23 protein-coding genes are annotated in these 26,388 nt (G+C 35.5%); 1 reads left to right on the forward strand and 22 read right to left on the reverse strand.

The window, feature by feature from the left end:
• Positions 1 to 129 precede the first annotated feature (129 nt).
• Positions 130 to 825: an outer membrane beta-barrel protein gene (locus tag HCW_RS05665; RefSeq protein ID WP_014661267.1), complete on the forward strand. Its 696-nt coding sequence runs from the start codon at positions 130 to 132 to the stop codon at positions 823 to 825.
• 266 nt (positions 826 to 1,091) lie between these two features.
• Here the strand turns inward: HCW_RS05665 and xerH are convergent, their stop codons facing one another.
• The 22 genes from xerH to HCW_RS05775 form a co-directional block, all read right to left on the reverse strand.
• Positions 1,092 to 2,159 (reverse strand): tyrosine recombinase XerH, encoded by a 1,068-nt coding sequence (gene xerH, locus HCW_RS05670; RefSeq protein ID WP_014661268.1) that lies wholly within the window; start codon positions 2,157 to 2,159, stop codon positions 1,092 to 1,094.
• A 78-nt stretch (positions 2,160 to 2,237) separates the two neighbouring features.
• Positions 2,238 to 2,786: a hypothetical protein gene (locus HCW_RS05675; RefSeq protein ID WP_014661269.1), complete on the reverse strand. Its 549-nt coding sequence runs from the start codon at positions 2,784 to 2,786 to the stop codon at positions 2,238 to 2,240.
• Positions 2,787 to 2,901: 115 nt separating this feature from the next.
• The gene (locus HCW_RS05680; protein ID WP_014661270.1) at positions 2,902 to 4,071 is read right to left on the reverse strand and encodes a pyridoxal phosphate-dependent aminotransferase; all 1,170 of its coding nucleotides are present in this window, start codon (positions 4,069 to 4,071) and stop codon (positions 2,902 to 2,904) included.
• Between the two features lie 174 nt (positions 4,072 to 4,245).
• The gene (locus HCW_RS05685; protein ID WP_014661271.1) at positions 4,246 to 5,103 is read right to left on the reverse strand and encodes an outer membrane protein; all 858 of its coding nucleotides are present in this window, start codon (positions 5,101 to 5,103) and stop codon (positions 4,246 to 4,248) included.
• 95 nt (positions 5,104 to 5,198) lie between these two features.
• Positions 5,199 to 6,509: a (Fe-S)-binding protein gene (locus HCW_RS05690; RefSeq protein WP_014661272.1), complete on the reverse strand. Its 1,311-nt coding sequence runs from the start codon at positions 6,507 to 6,509 to the stop codon at positions 5,199 to 5,201.
• Positions 6,506 to 7,897, reverse strand: coding sequence for an oxygen-independent coproporphyrinogen III oxidase (hemN, locus tag HCW_RS05695; protein ID WP_014661273.1), 1,392 nt, complete (start codon positions 7,895 to 7,897; stop codon positions 6,506 to 6,508). The genes HCW_RS05690 and hemN overlap by 4 nt, the downstream gene beginning before the upstream one ends.
• Positions 7,897 to 8,409, reverse strand: coding sequence for a DUF2603 domain-containing protein (locus HCW_RS05700; protein WP_014661274.1), 513 nt, complete (start codon positions 8,407 to 8,409; stop codon positions 7,897 to 7,899). Before HCW_RS05700 ends, hemN begins: the two co-directional genes overlap by 1 nt.
• Before the next feature lie 47 nt (positions 8,410 to 8,456).
• On the reverse strand, positions 8,457 to 9,554 hold the full coding sequence (aroC, locus tag HCW_RS05705; protein WP_014661275.1) for a chorismate synthase: 1,098 nt from the start codon (positions 9,552 to 9,554) through the stop codon (positions 8,457 to 8,459).
• Positions 9,551 to 10,255 (reverse strand): ribonuclease III, encoded by a 705-nt coding sequence (gene rnc / locus HCW_RS05710; RefSeq protein WP_014661276.1) that lies wholly within the window; start codon positions 10,253 to 10,255, stop codon positions 9,551 to 9,553. The genes aroC and rnc overlap by 4 nt, the downstream gene beginning before the upstream one ends.
• 20 nt (positions 10,256 to 10,275) lie before the next feature.
• Complete coding sequence (gene rnhA, locus HCW_RS05715; protein ID WP_014661277.1) at positions 10,276 to 10,710, reverse strand: ribonuclease HI; 435 nt, start codon at positions 10,708 to 10,710, stop codon at positions 10,276 to 10,278.
• Entirely contained in the window at positions 10,707 to 11,717 is a 1,011-nt protein-coding gene (locus HCW_RS05720; protein WP_043902806.1) for a tetratricopeptide repeat protein, read from the reverse strand. Before HCW_RS05720 ends, rnhA begins: the two co-directional genes overlap by 4 nt.
• Before the next feature lie 14 nt (positions 11,718 to 11,731).
• On the reverse strand, positions 11,732 to 12,901 hold the full coding sequence (locus tag HCW_RS05725; protein ID WP_014661279.1) for a hypothetical protein: 1,170 nt from the start codon (positions 12,899 to 12,901) through the stop codon (positions 11,732 to 11,734).
• Complete coding sequence (gene gatB, locus HCW_RS05730) at positions 12,898 to 14,325, reverse strand: Asp-tRNA(Asn)/Glu-tRNA(Gln) amidotransferase subunit GatB (protein WP_014661280.1); 1,428 nt, start codon at positions 14,323 to 14,325, stop codon at positions 12,898 to 12,900. The genes HCW_RS05725 and gatB overlap by 4 nt, the downstream gene beginning before the upstream one ends.
• Before the next feature lie 9 nt (positions 14,326 to 14,334).
• Positions 14,335 to 15,651: a M16 family metallopeptidase gene (locus HCW_RS05735; protein WP_014661281.1), complete on the reverse strand. Its 1,317-nt coding sequence runs from the start codon at positions 15,649 to 15,651 to the stop codon at positions 14,335 to 14,337.
• Positions 15,648 to 16,745, reverse strand: a complete 1,098-nt coding sequence (locus tag HCW_RS05740) for a dehypoxanthine futalosine cyclase (protein ID WP_043902647.1) — start codon at positions 16,743 to 16,745, stop codon at positions 15,648 to 15,650. Before HCW_RS05740 ends, HCW_RS05735 begins: the two co-directional genes overlap by 4 nt.
• Positions 16,717 to 19,347, reverse strand: a complete 2,631-nt coding sequence (gene bamA / locus HCW_RS05745; RefSeq protein ID WP_043902807.1) for an outer membrane protein assembly factor BamA — start codon at positions 19,345 to 19,347, stop codon at positions 16,717 to 16,719. Before bamA ends, HCW_RS05740 begins: the two co-directional genes overlap by 29 nt.
• 164 nt (positions 19,348 to 19,511) lie before the next feature.
• Entirely contained in the window at positions 19,512 to 20,594 is a 1,083-nt protein-coding gene (mqnE, locus tag HCW_RS05750) for an aminofutalosine synthase MqnE (RefSeq protein WP_014661284.1), read from the reverse strand.
• A 77-nt stretch (positions 20,595 to 20,671) separates the two neighbouring features.
• Positions 20,672 to 21,580 carry a hypothetical protein gene (locus HCW_RS05755; RefSeq protein ID WP_014661285.1) on the reverse strand — a complete coding sequence of 303 codons (909 nt, stop codon included), beginning with the start codon at positions 21,578 to 21,580 and terminating at the stop codon, positions 20,672 to 20,674.
• A complete protein-coding gene (locus tag HCW_RS05760) occupies positions 21,570 to 22,181 on the reverse strand; it encodes a hypothetical protein (RefSeq protein ID WP_014661286.1) in 612 nt (203 codons plus the stop codon). Before HCW_RS05760 ends, HCW_RS05755 begins: the two co-directional genes overlap by 11 nt.
• Before the next feature lie 93 nt (positions 22,182 to 22,274).
• On the reverse strand, positions 22,275 to 22,706 hold the full coding sequence (locus HCW_RS05765; protein WP_014661287.1) for a hypothetical protein: 432 nt from the start codon (positions 22,704 to 22,706) through the stop codon (positions 22,275 to 22,277).
• A 1-nt stretch (position 22,707) separates the two neighbouring features.
• On the reverse strand, positions 22,708 to 25,962 hold the full coding sequence (gene carB, locus HCW_RS05770) for a carbamoyl-phosphate synthase large subunit (RefSeq protein ID WP_014661288.1): 3,255 nt from the start codon (positions 25,960 to 25,962) through the stop codon (positions 22,708 to 22,710).
• Positions 25,963 to 25,978: 16 nt separating this feature from the next.
• Entirely contained in the window at positions 25,979 to 26,386 is a 408-nt protein-coding gene (locus HCW_RS05775; RefSeq protein WP_014661289.1) for a hypothetical protein, read from the reverse strand.
• Positions 26,387 to 26,388 lie beyond the last annotated feature (2 nt).

Consider the following 26,388-nt stretch of genomic DNA (forward strand, 5'->3'; position numbering starts at 1 on the left):
AAGCTTAATTCTTAGTAATACAAAGCATAATTGATTCTAAAGAAATCGCTCTCATTAAAATTTGTTAACCCTAGAAAATTACCATTCGCACAACAAGTCATCTTGTTAAAAAACATAAAAGGATTGAAAATGAAAAAAATCGTTGTAAGTGGAATTTTAGCCTCTTTGTTAGCTACAGCTCTTATGGCAGAGGATACTAATTCTGATGAGAAATATGATAAAGCGTTGAATAATAGTGTTTATGGCATTGTGGGTTTCCAATATGGTCAAATGAGTCATGCCATATGGAATAGACATTCTCAAGGTGATCCGGGTTATGGTCAAACTAATATTGGTAATGGCTATGGTGTGAATGTGAGCTTAGGTTGGCAAGGGTATTTTGGCAAGACTAAGAGATGGGGCTTTAGGATTGCGGGCGTGTATGAATACATGTATTCTAATCCTGCTTTTGGTGGTGGTCAAATGAATATTGATACCTATGGTGCGTATTCAGATATTTTGCTTAAATTTGCTAAATTTGGCAAGCACTATGTTTCTGCCTACTTAGGAACAGCGCTTTTGGGTCAGTCCTTTGGTGTAAAAGGTGCTTCTTATATGGACGCATCAATGAATCATGATAACAATAAGATTCATCAAACTTATTTCCAAATCCCTATTCGTGTGGGTGTTATTGTAAGTTTAGCCAAACATTTAGATGCGCAATTTGGCTTTGAGATTCCTTTGGCTCGTGGCACTGCCTATAATTTTAATAATGCCAATGGTGATATGAAAGTAACCTATACTCAAATGTGGAATGTAAATTATAGTTTGATTTTTAGATTCTAAGTTTGCATTTTGACTCAACACTTCCTTTTTTTAGGGGGGGGTGTTTGAGTGGTTATAAGTAGGGGGGGCAAATAACGCCTATAATCTAACAAGTTTTTACTATCTCTTGTTTTTTAGTGCTTGAAATTTTAGGGAGTTTCAAACAAGCTTTTTTTAAGAAGTTTTTATTTTTCAAAAAATTGTAATGGTTTAAAAACTCATTAAAGCACTCATTGATTTAATCCTATAAAGTTTATAAAAAGATTTTGTAACAATAGGGGGTAAGGCTAACTCTCTTCCCAAATACTCGCCGCCTCTTCTAAACGCTCTTTATCAAAATGCGTATAAATCCTACTCGTATTCAAGCTTGCATGCCCTAGAGCTTCTTGAACTAAAATCAAATCATGGCGTTTTTGATAGAGTAAGGTTGCAAAAGAATGGCGTAACATATGAGCCCCATTTTTCTCTCTTCTAAGTCCTGCAAAACTTATAATGCGTTCTACTTGTTTATACAAATAAGCTTGCGTTAAGGCTGTGCCTTTTTGGTTACAAAACAACAAGTCATCTTTTATAGGGTATAACTCTCTTTCTATGAGCCATTCTTTTAAAAGGCTTTCAATGTGAAAAGCTTTTAGCATGACCGCTCTGTATTTATCGCCTTTACCCTTAATAGAAATGGTATAACAACCATTTTCTAAAGCAAAATCTTTGATTTTTAGTTGCAAAGCCTCACTAGAACGCATGCCTGTAAAGACAATGATTTTAATGAGTAGGCGATTTCTAGCTCTCACTTTTGCTGACATCTCTATTTTGTCAATACTCTCTATAAATTTGTCTAATTCTTCGTTATTTAAATGAGTAGGGAGCTTATTGCCTGAGCTTTGATTTATGCCGCTGATATTTTTAAGCGTGATATTGTAGATGTAAGATTGCTCGTTTTTATCTTGATTTTGCTTGTCTATGTAGCTAAAAAGTCCTAATAGGGCAATCCTATAATTCTTTTTAGTGGCTAAACTTAAACCCCCTGTATAAATACTTAAAAATTCAGCTAACATCACTTCATCAATGCTCTTAAGCGATTTTAAAGAAAGTTTTGCAATATATTCATAGAATTTGAATAGGGGTCTAGCATAGGTATTGATACCTAATAATCCCGCATTGCGAGCTTTTTTACAAATTTTTTCTAAGCATTCTACACTACACACTTGGTTAAATGCATTCAAACATTCAAAAACCTTATTTTGGTCTTTAACTTGAGAATTAGACAAGCTTGTGCATTTGTAACGCAAAAAGCGACTAATCCACAGCAATAGATTTTCTAAAGGGTCTTTTAGTTCTTCTAGGGGGTGTTTCATTTTGCTCCTTTTTGTCTTTTAAAAAGATAGATTTTCATATAGTTAGCAAGAATGCTATGAGCCATTTTTTAGAATTTATTATGCTTTTTTTATTAGATTTTGTTTTAGATATTTTAGTATTTTATTTCTTATTTTTTCTACACTAAATTCTAAAGAAAGATAATGTAAATTCAAAGCATTTCTAAGTTCGCATTTTTTAGCAAAAGTGTGTCTGTTGAGACTTAAATAGTGGCAGTTGTTTAAATGTGTGCTTAAATCCATATTGGTATAAATGAAATGTAGGGAGTTCTTTTTTTCTAGTATATGTTTTAAGATACAAAAGCGTTCATTTTCGCCATAGTTACTGCATTTGTTGTGTGGGCTAGGTAAATTATTGGCTATATCAGTATAAAAATGTATAGAATATTCTTGTATCCATTTTCCCAATGAGAGCATAAGCTCTAATGCAAGATTGATAGTTTTTATTTCAGCATAATGAGCATTTTTATTGCATTTGTATTTGTCGACATAATAAGGAAATTCCTTATTGTTGAAAATCGCAACAAACGCACCCGTCGCACTCTGTGGATTAGTATGGCTTAAAAAACTTCCATCGCTAATAATTTTAATTTGCTTTAGTTCTGTCATTATTGTATTAGTGATTTATTTAGTTATGAAAACTGCACTTTTCAAACTTTTATACAAGATATACAAAACACCACACAACAAGGAAAGCCCCCTTTGTTTGTTGTGTTTTATCTTCTTATAGATTTTTTACAAAGCGAGCGAGTCGCTCAATACCTTGTTTGATTTGTTCTTCTGAACATGCAAAGGATAAGCGCACATAGCCTTCTAAACCAAAGGCTTTTCCAGGCACTAGAGCCACGCCCTCTTTTTCTAGTAACTCATGGCAAAATTGCATAGAGTCCCCCTTACAAAGATTGCCAATATTGATAAAGAGATAAAACGCACCATCAGGTTTTAAAACTTGTAATCCCTCAATGGCATTGATTTGAGCATGAGCTAAATCACAACGCTTTTGAAAAGCTATGCGCATCATTTCAATTTCTTTATCTACCATACCATTAAGAGCTACAATAGAGGCTTTTTGCGTGATAGAGTTGATATTAGAAGTGCATTGACTTTGCAAATTATTCATCAATTTAATCAACTTTTTATCCTTGCTCGCCACATAGCCAATGCGCCAGCCTGTCATGGCCACAGACTTGCTTAAGCCATTAATGGTAATGGTGCGCTTTTTCATATCTTCATTGATTGAGGCACAAGAAACAAAAGAGCCATTATAAACAAGCTTTTCATAAATCTCATCGCTAAGCACCCATACCTTTGTGTCCTTCAAAACTTCGCTCAAAGCCTCTAACTCGGCCTTGCTATAGAGCATGCCGGTAGGATTTGATGGGGTGGTTAGAATAAGCATTTTGGTTTTAGGGCTTAGGGCATCTTGAAGTTGTTTAGGAGTGATTTTAAAATGGTTTTTTTCATCAGTTTGGATAAATTTGCTCACTCCCCCACTATATTTTACAAGCTCAGGGTAAGTTACCCAAAAAGGCACAGGGATAATCACTTCATCGCCCTCTTCTACTAAGGCTTGAATGGCATTAAACAAGCTTTGTTTAGCCCCATTACTCACTAAAATTTCGTTTGGCTCATAATCTAGGTTATTTTCTCGTTTCAATTTATCGGTAATAGCTTTTAATAATTCTGTTATTCCAGCTACAGGAGTGTATTTAGTAAAGCCCTCATTTAAAGCCTTAATCGCCTCATCTTTAATGGCTTGTGGGGTATCAAAATCTGGCTCACCGGCTGAAAAACTTAAAATATCTTTTCCTTGTGCTTTTAGCTCTTTTGCAAGGGTGCTAATAGCGATAGTGGCTGATTCAGAAAGTGATTGTATTTTAGAAGAGTAAGTCATTAATAATCCTTTGGCATTTCTAGGTATCATAGCATATTCAAAAGAATTTTATCCCTATAAAGAGCTAAAAATTTTTTAAAAAAGCAAAATGATTAGAAACTAAACGCCAAAATCTTTTATGAAACTTATAGAATGAAAGTAAGAAGAGTCTCTTAAAATTAGAGACTCTTAAAATTAGAAATTATAGCGATAACCTACATAAATGCTGTATTGACGGCGGTATTTGACATTCAAACCACCTTCGTTAAAATAATAAACATTAATGGTAGGAATTTTCACACCAAAATCAAAACCTTGATGTTTGCCGATATGGGTGCGCATACCCAAGTTGAATAAAAATTGGAAAATCGCAGGGTCAATACTCGCTGATTGGTGTTTATAGCGAGTATCTTTCGCCTCTACCAAGCTCCCCAAAGTATTCCCCCAAGAGTTACCCGCAATCTGCGCACCAAAGAAAAAGCCAAAGCTTGCATTTTCTCTATTGATAACATTATAGAGGGTATCAATACCCACACCATAAGTGAACATATCAGAGATATTGTTAAAGCGTGTGCTATTGCTAGGAACATTGCCGTCTTTGGGGTTATTGATACCACATGGCGTGCCGGCTTGAACGGATTGTGGGTCGCACACATTATTATCCCAACCTGTTAAAGCACCACCACCAAAGTTAGAATGACCATAGTCCATAAAGCCATAATAACGCATACCAAACCAACGCTTAGCACCATAGAACTGCTTATAACCCACAGTAAGCCCAATACCTTGCATAACGGCTAAATAATCGGTCTTGCCTACAGGAAATTGCCTAATATTGTAGTGATTTCCTCTCTCTGGGTTTCTCACGCTCTCTGAGGCTTGACCCACTTGATAGCTAATCCCTACATACCATGCATCTTTTTCGCCTTTTACTTTTTTCTTATGATCTTCTGGCTTATCAAGGTGTTTTTCTATATTACTTTCTGCTGCCACTAGGTTATTTAATAATGCCACTGACAGACAAAGCGCTCCAAACACTACAAACTTTTTCATACAACATTTTCCTTCTAAAAGTCTATTTCGTGTAATAATAGCATAATAATCTATAAAAAACCTAAATTCTCTAAAAAAACCGCTTTAAAAACCTATTAAATCTCTTTTAAGGCTTTAGCGATTAATTCTAGGGGGTGTAAAAATTGTGGGCTTTTATTTTTATCTAAAGTTTTTAGGGCATTATTAAGTTGCATATGGCATGCCCCACATTCTGCACTCACAATTTTTGCTTGAGTGTCTGTAATATCTTTAGCCCTAAGAAGTCCTGCTTTTGAAGAAAATTCTGCTTTGTCTGTTTGCATCGTAATCCCCCCAAAGCCACAGCATTTTTCATTGTCTTGCATTTCTTTGATTTCATAATGAGTGCTTAATAGATTTCTCACTTCTTGATAGGCTTTTAGGGTTTTTCTTGCATGGCATGGGTCATGGTAGGTAATAGTCTCTTGCTCTTCCCCTTGTTTTTTTTGGGGGATTTTTTCTAAAAGATTTTTTAATTGCGTGCATTTATCTAAAAACACGCTTGCAAGATAAATTTTAGGCGTGATTTTTTCTAAACGCTTTAAAAACTCCTTTTCATTTTTTTCGCCTAAAAAGACTTTATAATAATCCTTTATTAACATGCTTGCGCATGTAGCCTCAGGCACAATAATCGCATTAGCTTCTTCTAAATAGCTTTCAAACAATTCAATGTTTTTCTTAGCTAAAAAAAGCGTGGTATCTTTATCGCCGGTAAAATACGCTGGTGCAGAGCAACATTCTTGTTTAGGAATAATGGCTTGAATATTGAGTTTTTCTAAAATATATAGCAAACTCTCCCCTACTTGTTGGTAATGGTAATTACTCAAACAACCAATAAAAATCGCCACTTTTTGAATAGGATTTTCTAAAGGCTTAATATTATTTGCATGCATTTGTAAGAAACTTTTTTTATTTAAGGGGGGAAGAGAAGTTTTTTTAAAGCGTTTGAATAAGCCTTTAAAGATTATTCTAGGTTCTAAGCTATCCTCCCCTATTTGCTTAAACACACAAGGGGCTAAAAAATGCATTGTAGAAAACACTTTATCCATTTTTTGCCTGTTTTTTAAGAGTGAAAAATAGGATTTTTTATACCAAGCAATGCCATATTTTTGAGCGATTTTTTCTCTAGCTTTTTCTATTAAAGTGTCTATAGGTAGATGAAAGGGGCAAGTTTCCACACAAGTGGTGCATAAAAAACAAGTTTCTAAAATATGTTTTAAATTAGTGTCTAATTTGAGCTTATTTTGAGCGTTTAATCGCATTAAATCCAAAAATCCCCTAGGCGAAGTGCTCTCATCTTTATGAATGCGATAAATGGTGCAAGTTGGCACACACTTAGCGCATTTAACGCAAGTCTCCCCTACTTTTTCAAAAATATTCTCGCTCATAGGGTTTTGCTGAATTGTTTTTCGCCCCCACGCAAATAGGCATCAAACTCCATGGCAATATTTCTTACAAGCATACTACCGGTTCTTGTCATCTCAAACCCTTTAGAATTAAAACAGAGTAAGCCCACTTCTTCATAAGGCTTTAATTTTTCTAATTCTTTTTTAAAATGCGTTTTAAAATCAATATGAAATTTCTCTTCAATCTTAGAATAATCTAATTTTAAATTACTCATCATTTGCATAATCACTTCTTTTCTTAACACATCTTCTTTGGTGAGTGCCACGCCCCTTTCTACCGGTAAGTGCCCTAAATCAAGGGCTTTTTCATAATCTTGCATGTCTTTATAGTTTTGCGTGTAATAATCGCCCCCTTCACCAATGCTCGTAAGACCAATGCCAATGGTCTGAGTGAATTTCTTAGTGGTATAGCCTTGAAAATTACGGCGTAACTCTGATTTTTGCAAAGATTTATACAATTCGTTATCGCTTTTTGCAAAGTGGTCCATGCCTATCATTTTGTAATTCGCCTTTTCTAAAAACCTAATTAAAGCTTCCAAAATCTCTAGCTTAGTTTTAGGGCTTGGCAATAAGGTTTCATCAATTTTACGCATAGTCTTTTTAACCCAAGGCACATGAGCGTAGTTAAACACCGCTAATCTATCGGGGTTTAACTCTAAAACTAATTCTAAAGTTTTTAAAAAGCTCTCTTTAGTTTGATTGGGTAATCCATAAATCAAATCAAAATTGATAGACTTAATGCCATAGTCTCTAGCGAGTTTCACAGCGTTTTTAACCATCTCAAATGGTTGGATACGATGGATTGCTTTTTGGACTTCAAATTCAAAATCTTGCACCCCAAAGCTTAGGCGATTAAACCCTTTTTGAGATAAAGTTTGCATATGTTCTTTAGTAAAATGCCTAGGGTCAATCTCACAGCTCATTTCAATATCTTTGCTAAAGTTGGGGAAAACTTCTTGAATGCTTTGTGTAATCTCATCTAGCTGAGTGGGTGAGAAAAAGGTCGGCGTGCCACCGCCATAATGAAATTGTGCGACTTCCCTATTCGTATTCATAGCATTTTTTAAAAGGCTTAATTCTTTTTTAAGATAGCTAATATAACGAGTTTTCTTATCTTCTAAGCTTGTATAAATGACTGAACATGCACAAAAATAACATGCACTCCTACAAAAGGGTAAATGTGTATAAAGCGATAGTGGCATGGGATTTTTGAGATTGTCATGGCAAAAAAACGCCGTTTTTAAACTCTCTTCGTTAAAACCTTCTTTAAACTCCACAGCGGTAGGATAGCTTGTATATCTGGGACCTGGCTTTGAGTATTTAGAAAATTTTTCAAAATCAATGTTTTGTGTTGTTTCTATTGCTTGCATTAAAAACTTTCCTCATCGCTATCCATAAAGGCATCTTCAGTGAAATTGGGGCGTTGTTTGAACATGTTATCAAAGTTAAAAAATAAATTAGGATGCTCTTTTTTAATCTGCTTGACAAAATTCAAAGTATTGATATTAGGCAAATTCCCATCTTTTTGGCGTAAATTTTCTAATAAATGTAACGAAACTTCACGCACATCTTCAAAATCAATCGGCCCTTGAGTGATAATATCTCTTTCTAATTCTGCTCTAAGCCTTGCCTCAAATGCCTTTCTAGCATTATCTGCCATAACACTAATCACATTATCTGGCACTACCACATAGCTTTTGCCCTCTTCATCAGTAAGAAACCAAGCCTCATTATTTTTGAAAGCTCCATTTTGTAATTCTAAAACAACTTCATCAGAGCCAATTCTTTTAAGTAAAGCTCTATTTTTTTGTGATTTTAGACTGCCTATGATACGCTGTGCCTTAAGCTTGGACATCGCTCTTTTTTTAGATAGTTTTTCCAACTTAATCTCCTTTTCTAAAATCCTTGTAAGATTGTAGCAAAATTCATTTAATTCCCTTTATAAATCGCTTGCAAATGCTCTATTTTTGAGCCTAAATTTAATAACGCCATATCCGCTAATACCAAAGCAAGCAAGCTCTCACACACCACACTACCCCTAATAGCAATACAAGGGTCATGCCTACCTTCTAAAAGGCATTCGCATTCATTATTGTGAATATCTATAGTCTTTTGGGGTTTAAAAATGCTTGGTGTGGGTTTAAAATACACTTTGATAATAATTTCTTCGCCATTACTCATTCCTCCTAAAATCCCCCCACTATGATTACTCAAAAAACCCTTTTTATTAATTAAATCATTATATTCTGAACCTTTTAATTGAGAGCTTTCTATACCTTTGCCAATTTCAACCGCCTTAACCCCATTAAGCCCCATCATCACTCTAGCGATTTCAGCGTCTAATTTAGCGTATAGTCCTTCGCCAAGACCTATAGGAAGTTTGTAATCTTTTTTCAAACTTCTAGCCCTAATTAAAGCCACTCCCCCTATGCTATCGTGATTTTTTTTAGCGTTTTGAATGATTTCTTTTTGAGCTATCTCTTGATTTTTATCTAGGGCAAAAATTTCACTTTTTAAGGCGTAGTTAAAATCATAATCTTTTGCTTTAATGCCCCCTATTTCAATAATCCCATTTTCACAAACAATGCCAATTTCTTTTAAAAGCATTTTAGCAAACGCCCCACCAGCCACTCTTATAGCACTCTCTCTAGCTGAACTTCTTCCCCCACCCCTAAAATCCCTTATGCCATATTTGTGAAAATAAGTAAAATCTGCATGGCTAGGTCTAAAAAGGTTTTTAATGTTCTCATAATCCTTGCTTCTAGGTCTTTTATTATGGATTAAAAACCCTATAGGTGTGCCGGTGCTAAAATTTTCAAAAACCCCGCTTACTATCTCTACTTTATCATCTTCTTTTCGTGGTGTAGTGAAAATATTACGCCCCCCTTGACGGCGTTTCATTTCATTTTCTAATAACTCATAATCAATCTTAATCCCACTAGGCATGCCATCTAATACTCCCCCTATCATATCCCCATGCGATTCTCCAAAGGTAGTGAGCCTTAAATAATGCCCTAAGGTATTCACTCTTGTTCCTTGAGTTGATTAAAGGCAATAAGGGCGCATTGTTGTTGGGCATCTTTTTTGCTCTTGCCTTTGGCTTTAGCATAGATAGTATCATTGATAAGTAGTGCTATTTCAAATTCTTTGTGGTGGTCTGGCCCATTCTCTGAAATCAATTCATATTTAGGAATAATTCCAAATTTTGCTTGCGTAAGCTCTTGTAAGGCAGTCTTATAGTCTGCAAATAGATATTCTAAATCTAGGCGCTTATACGCACGATTAAGTAGTTTTTCTGTGATTTTGCGCACTTTATCTAATCCTGCCTCTAAATACACTCCAGCCATTAGAGCCTCAAAAGCGCTTGATAAAATGGAGGGCTTTTCTCTACCTTTAGAACTTTCTTCAGAAAAAGACACTCTCAAGTAATCTTGCAAGGAAATCACTTTAGCCAATGTGGTAAAACCTTGTTCGCTCACTATAGAGGCTCTTAGTTTAGAGAGCTTTCCTTCATTGTATTGATAGAATTTATGATATAGCAATTCGCCTATAATCAAATCTAGCACCGCATCACCTAAAAATTCTAAGCGTTCATTATTTAAAGCTTGACGATAAGATTTGTGTGTTAAGGCTTGTTCTAATAGGCGCTTATCTTTAAAAAAATACCCTAAGTCCTTTTCTAGTTTTTGGTAAGGATAAGTTTGATGTTTAGGGTGTTTTTCTTTCATAATTACTTCCTTATACAATTTTACTTTTTAAATTTCTGTGCCTCTAATTTAGCCAAACTATCACAGCGTTCATTTTCAGCATGTCCATTATGCCCTTTAACCCAAATCGCAATGATAGAGTGTGTTTTTGACACTTCTAAAAATTCTTTCCATAAATCTACATTTTTTACTTTAGCAAAATTTCTCTTTTTCCAACTATCCAGCCAAGCATTAATCGCTTGGCATACATACTGCGAATCGCTATAAAGAGTGATTTTGCAAGGGGACTTTAAAACCTTTAAAGCCTCGTTTAATGCTCTTAATTCCATGCGATTATTTGTAGTTAGGCTCTCGCCCCCACTCACAATTCTTTCTTTATCTTTATAGCGTAAAATCGCTGCATAACCTCCCGGACCGGGATTTCCTAAAGAAGAGCCATCGCAAAAAATTTCAATGTCTTTTAAATTGCTTTTCATGCATATGCCTCTTTATAAGTTTCTTTAGAAATTTTACACACAACTTCCATAAAAGCTAATTTATAGCATGTGGGACAACGATAGTTTTCAAAAGGAAAAATTTGTTTGCAAGCCTTACAGCGGTATTCAAAAGTGAGCTTGGCTTGTGTGGGTGCTGTTTTTAAAGAGCGCATAATTTCTAGCTCAAAATTTTGACAATGACAATTATCCTCTAATAGTCCTTTAGCTCGTGCAATGTCTTTTAAAAGGGGGTGTTTTTCTACAATAAGGGGGGGGTAATAAGAAATATCCCACAATACATCTAATAATGGCTCTAGGTATTGCATTTTGTCAATTTCTTGCCAAAATAAGTCAATATTATGGGTTTTTAGGTAATTGAGAGCAATTTTTTTAAGCCCCTCTTGTGTGGCTAAATGCAGGATTTTGGTATCATTTTCTTGATGTTCTATTAGATACATCATATAAAGATAGTTTTTTGTGGTCTCAATCTCTGGGACTTGCAATTCCTCTAGGCATTCCAAAGTTTCTAAGGCTTTTTGGTATTGTTTTTCTAGCTCATACACATGCATAAGTTTTAAAAGTGCCTCAGCGTTTCTAGGTGCAAAGCGCAAAATCTCTTTGAGAGCATTTTGGGATTTTTGCAAATAACCCACGCTAAAATAATTTTTAGCTAATAGGTCTAATACGGCGATTTTTTCTTCAGTGTTTAGGGGGCGCTCTAATAAGCCTTTTAAAATCCTTACACTAATTTCTACATCAGCGCTTTTAAAATACGCTCTAGCTAAAAACATTAAGCTAGAAAATTTTGCATGTCTTAAAAGCTCTTCTAGCCCTTGATTATCCATAGGGGCGTTTTGGGTTTTAATGAATTTTTCTAAAAAATGGCGGTTTTTCCTTTGGGTATAGTAAGCCCTCATTTGCTCTAATAAAATGACTAAAGCAATAACAAAGGTTAAAAGAGCGATAGAAAAAAGCGAATCTTTGTAGAGAAAAGCAAAGTGTTCCACAATAAACAAACTCGCTATTCTCTAATAATGACAATTTTGGCTTTAACACGCAATTTTTCAAAATGCTCTTCTAAAATTTTATCCTTAGATTCTTCTACTAATTTTTGCGCAATAAATTGCTTGGCTTGGCTAAAACTCACTTCATTTTTACCTAACTTTTCTTTGATATAAAAGGTAATGAATTGCCCTCCACCACCATTCATAATGGGTGTAAAAGAACCTTTTGGGTGCGTGATGAAAACTTGAGCGATTTGGGGGTTTAGGGTTTTCATATCTATTTTTTCATCAGTTTTGCTAACACCCGGAATTTGCAAATTTGGGTCTGCCATAGCCTTTTCTAAATCTTCTTGATGTTCGGAAGTGTAGCGAATTGTCTCTACTTCGCTAGGAACACTAAATTGTTCTCTGTGCTTGTTATAATATTCACGCATTTTGGTTTCAGAGCTAGTATCTACATTGGTAAGCAAGATATTGCGTAATAAATCTTGCATTTCTAAATGCTCTTTCATTTGCTCTCTATAATTAGCGTATTGCCCCTCACTCATAAGCATTTGCTTAAAGCGCTCCAAATCCATGCCTTGCTGTCTGGCTATCATATCCATTTCTTGGTCTAATCTGTCATCATCTACATGGATTTTTAAGCGCTCAATCTCTTGGTTTTTAATGCGTTCTGCAATGAGATGGTCTCGTGCTTGTTGTTTAGAGACTTTAGAGCGCTCTTGTTCTTCTTGGATTTGATAGAGAGTGATAGGTGAGCCATTGACTAAGAGTGAAATCCCCCCTACTACCTTATCTTCAGGTGTTTTAGGTTTTGTGTTATTAGAATTACCAAAAATAGAATTAAATTGAGAATTAGAGTTTTCTTGCTTGTCTTCTTTAAAATTATTTGCTTTGTCTTTACCACTAGATTCTTTAGATTCTTTTGTATTGTTACTAGCGCCTTTCTTAGTATCCTTTTTAGCATTAGAAGAAGTGCTATCTTTAGTATTGGCATCCTTTTTAGCGCCAATTTCAACATGATGGACTTCAACTCTTGCTTTATTTTTCATCTCTTGGCGGATTTTTTTATCCAAGTTGCGCTCTGGTTTTCTACCCTCAATCGCCTCAACTTCATGACTAGGTGTTGCATAAATAATCTCAAAAAACACCAAGAACCAAGAAAAATAAGAAAGGATTTTTATCATGTGTTTAATTTCTCTTTCAAAATGGCATTCACAACACTAGGATTAGCCCCTTTGAGATTTTTCATCGCTTGTCCTACAAAAAATCCAAAGAGCTTGTCCTTGCCACTTTTGTATTCCATAACTTTATCAGCATTGAGTTGCAAAACTTCTTCTACCACCTTTAAAATAGCGCTTTCATCGCCCACTTGTGCCAAGCCTAAATCAGCGATTAAAGTATCTACATCACCACCCTTAAGTTCCATAAGCTTATCTAGCAATTCTTTAGCGCTTTTTCCAGAAATCTTGCCCTCATCAATGCGTTTAGCTAAAGTGCCTAGCATTAAAGAAGTAATCCCACAATTTTCTAAAGTAGTCTCAGCCTTCAAGCGCCCTAATAATTCCACACATAACCATGTTACGCTTGTTTTGACTTTAGCTCCAAGTTTTAGCATATCTTCAAAATACTCTGCTAATAGAGGTTCGCTTGTAAGCAAGTTTGCGTCATCTTCTTTAATAGCAAAATCTTTTACATAGCGAGCTTTTTTAGCGCTTGGTAATTCATTGATTTTTTGCCCCTCTTTTAAAAGGGTCTCATCAATAAACACAGGATATAAATCAGGGTCAGGGAAGTAGCGATAATCAGCAGATTCTTCCTTATCACGCATAGAAATTGTAATGCCCTTTGTGGTGTCAAAAAGGCGTGTTTCTTGAACTACTTCTTCATTATAACGCCCATTTTCCCACGCCTCGCTTTGGCGCTCTACTTCATATTCAATCGCTTTTTGAATAAATCTAAAACTATTAAGGTTTTTAATCTCTACTCTAGTATAAAGCTTTTCATCGCCCTTGGGTCTAATAGACACATTCGCATCGCATCTAAAATTCCCCTCTTGCATGTTCGCATCAGAAATACCAATAAAACGCACAATTGCATGGAGCTTTTTAAGATAGGCAACTGCCTCTGTAGCACTAGACATATCAGGCTTACTCACAATTTCTAATAGTGGGGTGCAAGCACGATTCAAATCCACTAAAGAATAATTCCCCTCATGGATATTTTTACCCGCATCTTCTTCCATATGCGCTCTTTCAATACGCACTATTTTATTGCCATGCTCTGTTTCAATCTCTAATTTTCCTTCACTTACGATAGGGATTTCAAATTGTGAGATTTGATAAGCTTTAGGCAAATCGGGGTAAAAATAGTTTTTTCGTGCAAAAACAGAATTTTGATTAATCTTAGCCTCAATGGCTGTGCCTAATTGGATAGCCTTTTTCACCACTTCTTTATTTAATACCGGTAAAGCTCCGGGTAAGCCTAAACATACCGGACAAGTATTATTATTAGGAGACTCCCCAAAGCTTGTAGAGCAAGCACAAAAAATCTTAGTATTAGTGTTTAATTGCACATGGACTTCTAATCCAATCACGGTTTCAAATTGCATTAATTATCCTTAATGATTAGCATGTGAAGATTTTTGAGAATTTTTATTGCTAATAATGGCAAAGCTCAAATCATTCACCTCAGTATGAGACTTAATAAACTGATTGATTTCATCTAAATTTAAGGCTCTAATTTGCTCTAACATCGTTTTATCAAAATCTAAAGGTAGCCCCAAATAGAAATTGTGGAATTTTGTGCGTAAGCGACTTGATAAAGTCTCATTATGCAAAGGCTCAGAGCCTAATAAAAACTTCTTAGCATCATCTAGTTCTTGCTTAGTCATACCTTTTTCTATAAATTCTTTAACAAGTTTTTTAACAAGTGCTATGCTTTTAGCTTGTGTGCTTAACTTCGTTTGCAAGTAGCCCCCAGCAAAATGCGCTGTTTTAGAAAGATTAGCACGCATATACACACTATAAGCCAAGCCCTCTTTAACTCTAATTTCTTCCATAAGCCTTGAGCCAAAGCCCCCCCCAAGCACAAACATCATCACTTTAGCCTTAGCTAAATCTTGTTTAAAATCTTTCACTTTAAAAGGTGCGCCAAAATACACATAGGCTTGCTGAGTATCTTTGTAAAGGATTTTTTCTTGCTTTTTGTCGCTTGTTTGAAAATAAGGCTCATCATAAGCCTTGCCTTTGGGTAAGAAATTAAGCGCATTGTCTAGGTGCTTAAGGGTTTGCTCTATGTTTAAATCCCCTCCTAACACAATAACAAGCTTATCTAATTCAAAGACCTTAGCAAATTGTGCTTTTAAATCATCTAGCTTAATGCTTTGAAGGCTTTTTTTTGTGCCTAAAGTAGGGTTAGCTAAGGGGGTGTTAAAAAAAAGCTCTTGTTTTAGGGCAATCTTAGCCATGTAATCAAAATCGCTTTCTTTTTGTAAAAGGGCGGCTAACATTCTAGTTTGCACCTTTTCTAAAGCATTTTGGGTGAAATTAGGCGATTTCAAAAGCTCGTTCAAACGCTTGATAGCCTCTTGTTCATATTCTTTCAAAAATTCTAAAGTGATTTGCAAATCTTGCTCACTAGAATCTATGCTTAAATTAATGGCCTTTTGCTCTAAAAGTTGAGCGAACTTCACTGAGCCAAGCTCTTTAGTCCCCTCATTAAGCACTTGAGAAAATAACTTAGCTAAACCTAGCTTTTCTTTATCTCCTAGGCTACCGCCCCCCCTAAATACCAAATGCACAAATCCCATAGGTAATAAATGGTTTTCTTCATAAATCACAGGGACTTTAGTGTGATTAATTTCTTTATGTGTCAAAGCGCTTGCTTGCAATCCCATGACAGCTCCTAACAATAAAATAATAAAAAGTTTTTTCATGCGTGTGCCTTTTCTTTAATAGGGTAGCGCTTTAAGATTTCATAGGCCGTATTGCGCTTAGCTGGAATGCTCCCTATATCTCTAATGAGATTGACCATTTCTAGTTCGTCCATGCAAAAGCTTGTTCCAGCAGCTTTAACGACATTTTCTTCCATCATCACACTGCCTAAATCATTGGCTCCAAACAATAAGGCTAATTGACCCACCATAGAACCTTGCGTAACCCAAGAACTTTGAATATTTATAATATTGTCTAAAAAGATTCTACTACAAGCTAACAAACGCAAATAGCGATTAGAACTAGCCTTTCTTAAACTAGGGATTTCTGCTTTTAAAGGGGTGTTATTGGGCTGAAAACTCCATAAAATAAACGCCCTAAACCCCCCTGTTTCATCTTGAAGATTACGCACCCTTGTTAAATGCTCCGCTACATCTTCATCATTATCCACGCTTCCAAACATCATTGTAGCCGTGCTTTTAATCCCGCAAAGATGCGCTGTTTTATGCACTTCAATCCACCTATCACTACTAAGCTTTTTAGGAGCAATCACATCACGCACCCTATCGCTTAGTATTTCTGCTCCTGCTCCGGGAATTGAGCTTAAGCCCGCATTTTTTAATCTTTCTAAAACTTCTTTTAAAGACAATTTAGAGATTTTAGAAATATAATCAATTTCAATCGCACTAAAACCATGAATGGTAATGCTAGGGAATTTTTGTGAAATATGGCTGACTAAATTTTCATAATAATCAATCTTTAGCTGTGGATGCACCCCCCCTTGAAAGAGAATTTGCGTGCCTCCAATAGCGATTAATTCTTCAATCTTTTTATCAATTTCTTCATAGCTTAATACATAAGCATCTTTTTCTTTCAAAGTGCGTTTGAACGCACAAAACTTACAATCTACAAAACAAATATTCGTGTAATTGATATTTCTATCCACAATAAAGGTGGTTAAGTTTTCAGGGTGTAAGCGCTCTTTGATTTTTAGCGCTCTTTGACCTAGCTCTTTTAAGGGAGCGTTTTGCATTAAATCCAACAAATCTTCTCTACTCACTCGCATGTTAAAACCTCGTTCCCATAGAAAATTCAAAGCGTTGGGTGTAATCTTCCATGCCCGGATTAAAGCAAAGACCTTTACAAGGCTTACCATCGCTTTTTGTGCCACCAAATTGGTTAAAGAATGCAATAGGGAAAATCAACACCAAAGGTCCCATAGGCGAAATCCATTCAATCTGTAAGCCTGTAGAGGCTCTCCAAGTCGCATGCTCATATCCAGCCCCTACAACACCATAATCTGTAAAGTTTGCTGTAGTTCTAGGAGCGTTTTGCCAAAAACCAAATCTTTGGAGTTGCCCACTAGCATTATAGAGTTCATTATATCTCTTATCGGTTTTAAAAGTTAGGAAACCAAAGTCAAAAAACCATGCCAAACGCATTTTGGCTGCTTTTAAAACGCCATAGCTTAATTCTGTGGAGGCGGTGAAAATTCCATCACCACCAAGCCATAAGCCATAAGGGTCTTTAGGAGTAACTGAGCCATTCCTAAAGCCTCTAACCGTGGTTACACCCCCCATGTAGAATGTGGAGTTCATAGGCAAGTAATCTTGTGTGTTGTATCTAAAGATATAGCCCCCTTGGGTTTTAAAGCGAGCAATCAAGTCTATGAGCAAGTATTTTTGCAAATGATGATACGCAGAGAATTTGCCATAAACTTTGGTGTTACGCACATTCCCCCCTAGCCCATTCCAAGAATTAATGCCACCAGCACTTGGTAAGCCTGCCATAGTTACATAGGAATTGAAAATCACACCATTTTTAGGGAAATAGTAATCATCGGTATTATCATAGCCCAAATCAAAAGTGAAAGAGCTTGTAATAGGCGTATGGTAATCTCTATCCCAAATTCCTGTTATGGGTTGAGTATGTTCTTTATTATATCCTTTGGGGCATTCTCCATCTTTTCCAACACCAGTATTAATAATGCCAGCAAAGCTACAATATGGTCGTGAGGGGACAATAACCTCACTTTTAGAAGAATAATATCTGTTATACAAAGGGCTACTAAAGCCAATAAGCTTGGTAACATTCAAGTTATACCCTAAGCTTACATGGGTTCTATTACCTAGCATTCGCCCTATAGTTACACCAAAACCCCCGCCTTGTTGGACATACTGATAGCTTACTCTATAGTTTGCATATACATTAATAGTAGAGCTATACCAACTATCAAAGATTCTTGGATTTCTTAAGCTTACATTTGCTGAAAGCATGCGCCCCGCACCCTTTGGCATGCCCGGATAGCGATACCCCCCACCGGTAGCGATATTCGCATACAAGCTTACAGACTGACCGGTTCCAAAGAGATTTCTTTCACTCACTGAGCCATTAAGCATAAGACCTCCATAAGAGCCATAGCCTAGACCAAATTGTAGTTGTCCGGTGCGCCCCTCTTCCACACTCACTAATAAATCCATAAGTGAGCTATTGACCCTTTTTTCCTCAATCTTAACTTTAGAGAAAAACCCTAAACGCCTTAAAGAATTTTCTGAATTTCTAAGCTTGCTTAGACTATATTTGTCCTTAGGGCCTAGTAAAAGCTCTCTTCTGATAATTCTATCGCTTGTGCGTTGATTGCCTGAAATAATCACATCGTTGATATAAACCATATCGCCCACTTGGATGCGATAAATGACTTTTACCAAACCATTTTTTTCATCTTTATCTAAATCGGGCTTAACGACTGCAAACGCATAACCCTTATCCGCTATTTCGGTTTTTAAAATTTGCGCATCTGCTCTTAAGTGCTCAATGTTAAACACATCTTTTCGCTTAATTTTAAGCACTTTTTCAAGTTTAGCTAGTGGCACAACAGGATTATCAATCTCTATGAGAATATCTGAAACTCTGTATTGAATCCCTTCTTTTACCTTGTAATGTAATTGAGCGTTACGAGTTGCAAAATCAGTTTTTAAGAAAGGCGAAGAAATGTTAGCGTCCAAAAAGCCCCTACGCATATAGACATCTTGAATACGCATAGAATCATACTCTAGCTGGTCAAGGCGTAATTTTCCGTCATTTAAGCCCCATAGCCAACCTAGTGGGTCTCGTTGCTTGTTTGCGCTTAGAGATTCAATCACACGATGTTTTAATTTAGCACTACCCTCATAAATAGATTGTTTAATATGAATACTCCCTCCTTTATTCACATCAAATACCACTAAAAACGCTCCCTCACTGACCTTTTCTTTTCTAGCCTCTACCACACTCCCATAGTAGCCTTGAGATTCTAAGGCGGCTTTTAGGGTTGCTTTAGCATGCTCTAATTTTTGGTCATCAAAGGTATCGCCCTTTTTAATTCCCATTTGTGATTTAATCGTTTCTTTTTCTTTTTCGCTCCCATAGCCCTTGATTTCTACACCAGCAATTCTTGGCTTTTCATCAAAATGAAACTCTAGCATGCCATTCTCAAAAGTGGCATAAACATCTTTAAAATACCCTTGATTAAACAAAGCTAGGACGGCGGTATCTATCTTTTTGGAATCTAAAATATCGCCTACACGAATCTTTACAATTTCATTGGCGAGCATATCAGACATATAGGAGAGTCCCACATAAGAGATAGATTTGACTCTTTCTTCTTTAGGGATTGGAGCGCTTGAACTATCGCCCTGCAATAAAGAATTAGCGCTGATTGGGCTTGGTTGAGACTCTATTGCTTTAGCACTAACACTTCCATACACAAAGATAAGAGATGTCAGAATGATTTTTTTAATTGTGATTTCCTTAAATAGGTTTGACTTAAATTGTTACTCTTATGCTATTATAGCCGACCTAGTCTTAAACAATCTAAAAAATTCTAAAATTTCTGTATAAAATTATACAGACTATCCCTTTCTACCGCAATAAACCCCGCATCCTTGATTTGATGGATTAAATCTTCTTTTTCTAAACCATGCCTACTTTTAGCTCCAGCGGCACTTTGGATACTCTCTATTTCTATCGTGCCATCTAAATCATTAGCGCCAAATTCTTGAGCCACTAAAGCTAAGTTTAAGCCCAAGGTCGCCCAATAAGCCTTAATGTGGGGGATATTATTTAAAAGAATGCGAGATATGGCTATTGTTTTTAAGATTTCTATCGCACTAGGAGATTTTTCTACTTTCAAATAGTTGTTTTCTCTTTGATAAAGTAAGGGGATAAACGCATTAAAACCCCCTTCTTTATTCTCTACTTTTACTTTGGGGCTTTGAATGTTTTTTAATCTTAGCATATGGTCTATGCGATGAACTTTATCTTCAATATGCCCAAAAAGCATGGTTGCATTACTCATTTTGCCTAGTTTGTGCCAATAGGCATGGATTTCTAACCACCTAGTAGAGCTGACTTTTCCATTACAAATTTTTCGCCTAACTTCTTCATCAAAAATTTCAGCTCCCCCTCCAGGCATTGAATCCACCCCAGCCTTTAGCATATCTTCTAAAACTAATTCAAAAGGCTTATTAAATTTAGTGCTTAAAAAATTCACTTCAGCCGCTGTCATTGCCTTTAAATGTAAATGTGGCATTTCTTGTTTAATGGTTTCAAAAACCTTTAAATACCATTCATAAGAGTAGTTAGGGTTATGAGCGCTTACAATATGAACTTCTTTAATCCCCTTAGCATAGGAACTTTTAACCTTTTCTACAATTTCTTCTAAGCTCATTTCATAGGGGTTAGGGTTCTTTCTATGAGCTGAAAACGCACAGAATTTGCAAGCGTCTGCACAAATATTGCTAGGATTTAAATGCCTATTAACATTAAAATACACGATTTTTTGATGCAAATTTTGTCGCAAATTATCAGCCACTTCGCCTAGTGTGTATAAATCATAGTCATAAAGCTTAACCAATTCTTTAGGGTCAGTTACTTGATTGTCTAATACTTTTTCTAAAAAGTTCATTGTTAATATTGCCCTTTCATTTCAAAACAAGCATTGTAGCATAATTAAGAATGCTGTTAATGTATTTATTATATTACTTAAATAGCAACGCTAGAATTAGTCGCACGCTTTTTCTTAGTAATATAGGTCATATAATAATCTTCATTGAGTATTTTTAATAGCTCCGTAATATCTTTATTTTCTTTTAAGGGTTTAAATTGTTCATTTGCATACAGGGGGCTTTTAAAATTCCTAGCATAATTTTTAAAATCATCATAAAAATCACAAAAAATATCTAATTTGCTCTTATTGCTGTTCTTTTCATCTTTTTTCAGCAAAAGATTGATTTTTTTAAGATTTAATGGCTTAATATCTTTATAATCCATAGTTATTTCAAAACCTAAGGTTTTAATTTCCTTAGTGAATGTATTTAGCTCGTCCTCTGTGGCTTCTTTGTAATACTCTATAAAATCCTTATCTAATGCTGTTAGAATTTCAAATTTTTTAAAATAAATCGCATTTTCCCTTAAATCAATAATTGCATCAACAGAATTTCCTAGCTCAATACCATTTTCATACAGATTACATTGATATTGTACTTTGTCCCCATTGAAATCAAGCCATGCAAACCAACGCTTTTCAATTTTATACTTGGGGGTTATTTTTTGAATGTTTAATATAGACTTATTATAAACAAAGGCTAAAAAACTTAAATCCTTAAAATTAGGTTTAGCATTATCGCATTGTTTTAAACACTCTTTAATGCGTTTAAAAAAAGATAAACTGCTATCTTTCAAATCACTATCTTTAATCACAAGCCATTCATGGCTTTCTTTAGGAAAAAAGTCTTCATTCCCTTTAAACTCAATTGCTGTAATAGTATTCAAATCAATTTCTGTAAAGAACGCATTTTCTTTTAAATTTTCTGAATCTTTAATGCCTATTTTGTAAGCGACTTTGATTTTATCCTTTTGTTTCACAAATGCTCTTAAACCATTATCTAACATGATGATTTTCCTTTTTTTCTTTGATTTCTAAAATAAACCAAGTGTGTTTGTCTAATCCCACACGAAAAATTACAAATTCTTTATTTTCTTCATCAAATTCTTTATTTTCTTCATCAAATTCTTTATTTTCTTCATCATATAGCCCTTTTAACTCTTTGTATATAATGTCATATATGTTTTTATGCATAATAAAAATATAATTTGTTCTTAAACTCTCAACTCTATACACACGATAAGAAAGGCAATACCATATGGGGTTAAGATAACTCACATTATGCAACATAAATAAGAGAAAAAGAAAGAGAGTGATACCAAGAAACACCCAACCATTATAACTTTCATAAGATTTCATGCTAAAAGCAACCACACAAATAGCAAAAAATGCCGGTATTTGTTCGCTATGGATAGGATAAATCTTTTGTATTACATTGCGTATTGCAATAGGGTTTTGTTCATGTTCAGGGTCTTTAGTGGCTTTTTTAATCCAAAATAGCAACAATAAAAAACTCACTAAAACAGCTACAATAAGCACGATAACAGCGTAATAATAAGGAAATCCATTGCTATTATTAATACTTTCTGTATTATTTAATACATACACCAAAACAACCCATATAAAAGTTGAAAAGTTAAGCCATAGCCTAGGAAACATGATTAACTTTCTAATAAAAAATAATGTTTTATCATTAAGCTTTTATCTCACTCTCACTTTTTTATGCTTATAGATTTTAAATATCTTAGAACTAGTGCTTTCAAATAAGCCCCTTTCATCGCTTATGACTACATCAGCAAGTTTGAAAGCAATCTTTTTATCATAAGCGCATTGAGTGAGATTAGCCGAAGTGCTATAGAGCGTTTTAAAACGCTTTAAAAAATCCCTATGCCTACCACTAACCACACGAACAGCCTTAAAATTAGGGTAAATAAAAGTCGTTTTTGCACTTCTTCTAATAAAATTTTTAAACTTATTAGGCACACGCACCAAGCTTTTTAAGGTGCTAAAATCATAGCTTTCTATTAAAACGCTTTTATCTTTAGGGCGTTTTTTTAGAACATTAAGCCTTATACTATCTTTAGAAAGCAATCCGATAGTTGTATCGCTTTGGGCTAAATACACTAATGCCATATTACCCTAAATAATCTTGTAAGGCTAGTAATTTATCTTCTTTAGAACCTTTTTCTAACGCTAAGAGTAAGACTTCTACAGCGCTTAAAGTCGTGAAATAACTCACATGATTTTTAAGCACAGAAGTGCGGATAAGTTTGGCGTCGCCTTGAGATTTATTATCGCTCGTATTAATCGCCATACTGATTTCTCCATTCATCATTAAGTCTATAATATTAGGGCGGCCTTCTGAGATTTTAAGCACTTTTAAAGACTTTACTCCGGCTTTTTCTAAGGCTTTATGCGTGCCTTCTGTAGCGCATAATTCAAAGCCTAATTCAACTAAGCGTTTCAATAAATCGCATGCTTTTTCTTTGTCTTTATCTTTTATGGAAACAAAAATCAGCCCCTTGTTTTTAATAGGGTTAAAACAAGCCATTTGAGCCTTAAAAAATGCCTGCCCTAAAGAACTCGCAATTCCCATAACTTCGCCCGTGCTTTTCATCTCAGGCCCTAGAATTAAATCTGCTCCATAGAGTTTGTTAAAAGGAAAAACCGCCTCTTTTAAAGCCACAAAATTTGGCATTTTAGGTTTATAAACTCCCTTAGAATACTCCACAATACCCTTTTTATCATAAAATTTAAGAGCCTCTTGTAAGTCTTCTAACACCATAACCCTAGTAGCCACTTTAGCTAAAGGAATGCCTAAAGCCTTGCTCAAAAATGGCACCGTCCTACTTGCCCTAGGATTAACTTCAATCAAATAAAGCGAATCATTATAAACAGCAAACTGAATATTTAATAGCCCCACTACACCTAAATGAAGGGCGATTTTTGCAGTGGTTTGTTCAATCTCATCTAAAATCTTAGAACTTAGGGTTGAAGGAATGAAGCACGCCGAATCGCCTGAATGAATGCCTGCTTCTTCAATATGCTGTAAAATGCCCGCAATATAGACATCTTTTTTATCACAAATGGCATCTACATCTAACTCAATCGCCTTTTCTAGAAACTTATCAATTAAAAGCGGATTTTTAGGGCTAATCTCTAAAGAATGCGTAACATTTTCTAAATAATGGCGTAACTCTTCAATGTTTTCTAAAGTTCGCATATATTGCCCCCCTAGCACATAGCTAGGACGCACAATGATAGGAAAACCAATCAAATTAGCAATACTATAAGCTTCATCAATACTCTTTGCCATGCCATTTTCAGGCTGTTTGATATTAAGCTCTTTTAAAAAGAGTGAAAATTTTTCTCTATCTTCTGCAATATCAATCACTTTAAAAGGCGTGCCAATAATAGGGGCTTGCATTTTAGCTAAATCTTTAGCGAGTTTTAGGGGCGTTTGTCCCCCAAAATGCACGATAATACCTTCTACATGCTCTCTTTCTATAATCGCTTTCACGCACTCAAAGTGAATGGGTTCAAAATAAAGTGTATCGCTTGTATCATAATCAGTGCTTACGGTTTCTGGATTACAATTAAGCATAACACTTTGAATGTTTAAATCTTTTAAAGCAAAGCTTGCATGCACGCAACAATAATCAAACTCAATGCCTTGACCAATGCGATTAGGTCCAGAACCTATGATGAGAATTTTCTTTTCTCTATTTTTTTGAATGGGGGCTTGTTTTAAAACATTAGGGGTATAGGTAGAATATAAATAAGGCGTGAGCGATAAAAACTCCGCTGCACAAGTATCCACTTCTTCAAAATTAGGCGTAATTTGTAAAGTCTTTCTAGCTAATTCCACTTCAAACGCACTTATTTCTAAATTTTCATTCTCTCTAATTTTGGTTGCAATTCTAGCGTCGCTAAAACCTAAGTTTTTAAGCTCTCTTAATTTTAAAGCGTTAGTTAAAACGCTAGAATTAATGCTTTCTTCTACTTCTACTAGCTTTTGAATTTGGTGTAAAAACCACTTATCAATCTGACACAATTCAAAAACTTCATCAACAGAAACTTTCAATCTAAACGCATCAGCGATATAAAGTAATCGCTTGAAATTTGGTCGGCGGATTTCTTTTTTAATGCTCTCTAAATCTTTGCTTAAAGATTCAAACCCTAGCCAATTATTTTCTAAAGAGCATAACGCCTTTTGTAAGGCTTCTAAAAAATTCCCCCCTATTCCCATCACTTCGCCAATGCTTTTCATAGAAGTTCCTAGAGTGCTTGAAACGCCGGCAAATTTTTCAAACGCAAAGCGGGGGATTTTAACCACAATGTAATCCAAACTAGGCTCAAAACTCGCTGGAGTGTTGGTAATATCATTTTTGATTTCATCTAAGCTAAAGCCCACTGCAAGCATGGTTGCGACTTTTGCGATAGGAAAACCGGTCGCTTTTGATGCTAAGGCAGAGCTTCGGCTTACTCGTGGGTTCATTTCAATCACAACCATTCTTAAAGTTTCTGGATGGATAGCAAATTGCACATTGCTTCCGCCGGTATCTACGCCAATCTCTCTTAAAATCGCAAAGCTTGCATCTCGCATGCGTTGGTATTCTTTATCAGTTAGAGTGAGACTAGGAGCAATCGTTATGCTATCGCCGGTATGCACGCCCATGGGGTCAATATTTTCAATACAGCACACAATAATACAATTATCCTTGCTGTCTCGTATGACTTCCATTTCATATTCTTTCCACCCTAGCAAGGACTCTTCAATCAAAATTTCACTAATGGGCGATGCTTCTAAGGCACTCTTAGCTAATTCTTGAAACTCTTCAATATTATAAGCTACCCCACTCCCTCCGCCAGCTAGAGTGAAACTCGCTCTAATAATGGCTGGAAAGCCAATTTCTTTAATCGCTTCTAAGGCTTCTAATTCTGTGTAGGCATAACGCCCCCTAGGTAAGTCCATGCCAATTTTTAGCATAGCCTCTTTAAAAGCCTGTCTGTCTTCGCCTTTCTTAATCGCATCAATCTTAGCCCCTAAAAGCTCTATGCCTTCTAACATGCCCCTTTTGTGCATTTCTAAGACCACATTTAAAGCGGTTTGTCCACCCATTGTGGGTAAAATGGCATCAATTTTTTCATTCTTAATGATTTCTGCAATGTTTTCTGGGGTAATAGGCTGAATGTAAGTTCTATGCGAAAATTCAGGGTCAGTCATCACGGTGGCGGGATTAGAATTGATTAAGATAACTCTATAACCCAAGGATTTTAAGGTCTTACAACTTTGAGTCCCTGAGTAGTCAAACTCACAAGCTTGTCCAATAACTATAGGACCTGAACCTATAAGTAGAATATTAGAAATATCGGTGCGTTTAGGCATAATCAATCCTTAGAATTTATTTATTTTCAATAAGAGCGAGAAAAACTTCCTTTTCTAAAATATAGAGCTCATAGCGTATTTGTTTAAAAGTTTCACTATTGCCATAAGATTTAATTTCTTCAAGTTTCAAACATTCTTCTAAAACTCTAGCACTCTCTTGGGCTCTCTTAAAATTAGATACTAGCATGCTTTGGATATTTTCTCTCTCAAGCTCTATGGTCATGGTGGTTTTTAGGGGGTCATTATTAACATCTCGTGCCTCTAAGCACAAAGAATAATTGTTTAATAAAGCTTGGTGGCGCAAAATTTTTAAGCGCTTGGAAAGATTCTCGTTATTTAAGATGTAACGAGCTAAATCTTCTATAACACGAACCCCCTCCTTAAGGCGATTGATATTAGCGTCTAATAAGCGAGCTAATTTCAAGG

It is taken from the genome of Helicobacter cetorum MIT 00-7128 (assembly GCF_000259255.1).
GTDB classification, from domain to species: Bacteria; Campylobacterota; Campylobacteria; order Campylobacterales; family Helicobacteraceae; genus Helicobacter; species Helicobacter cetorum_B.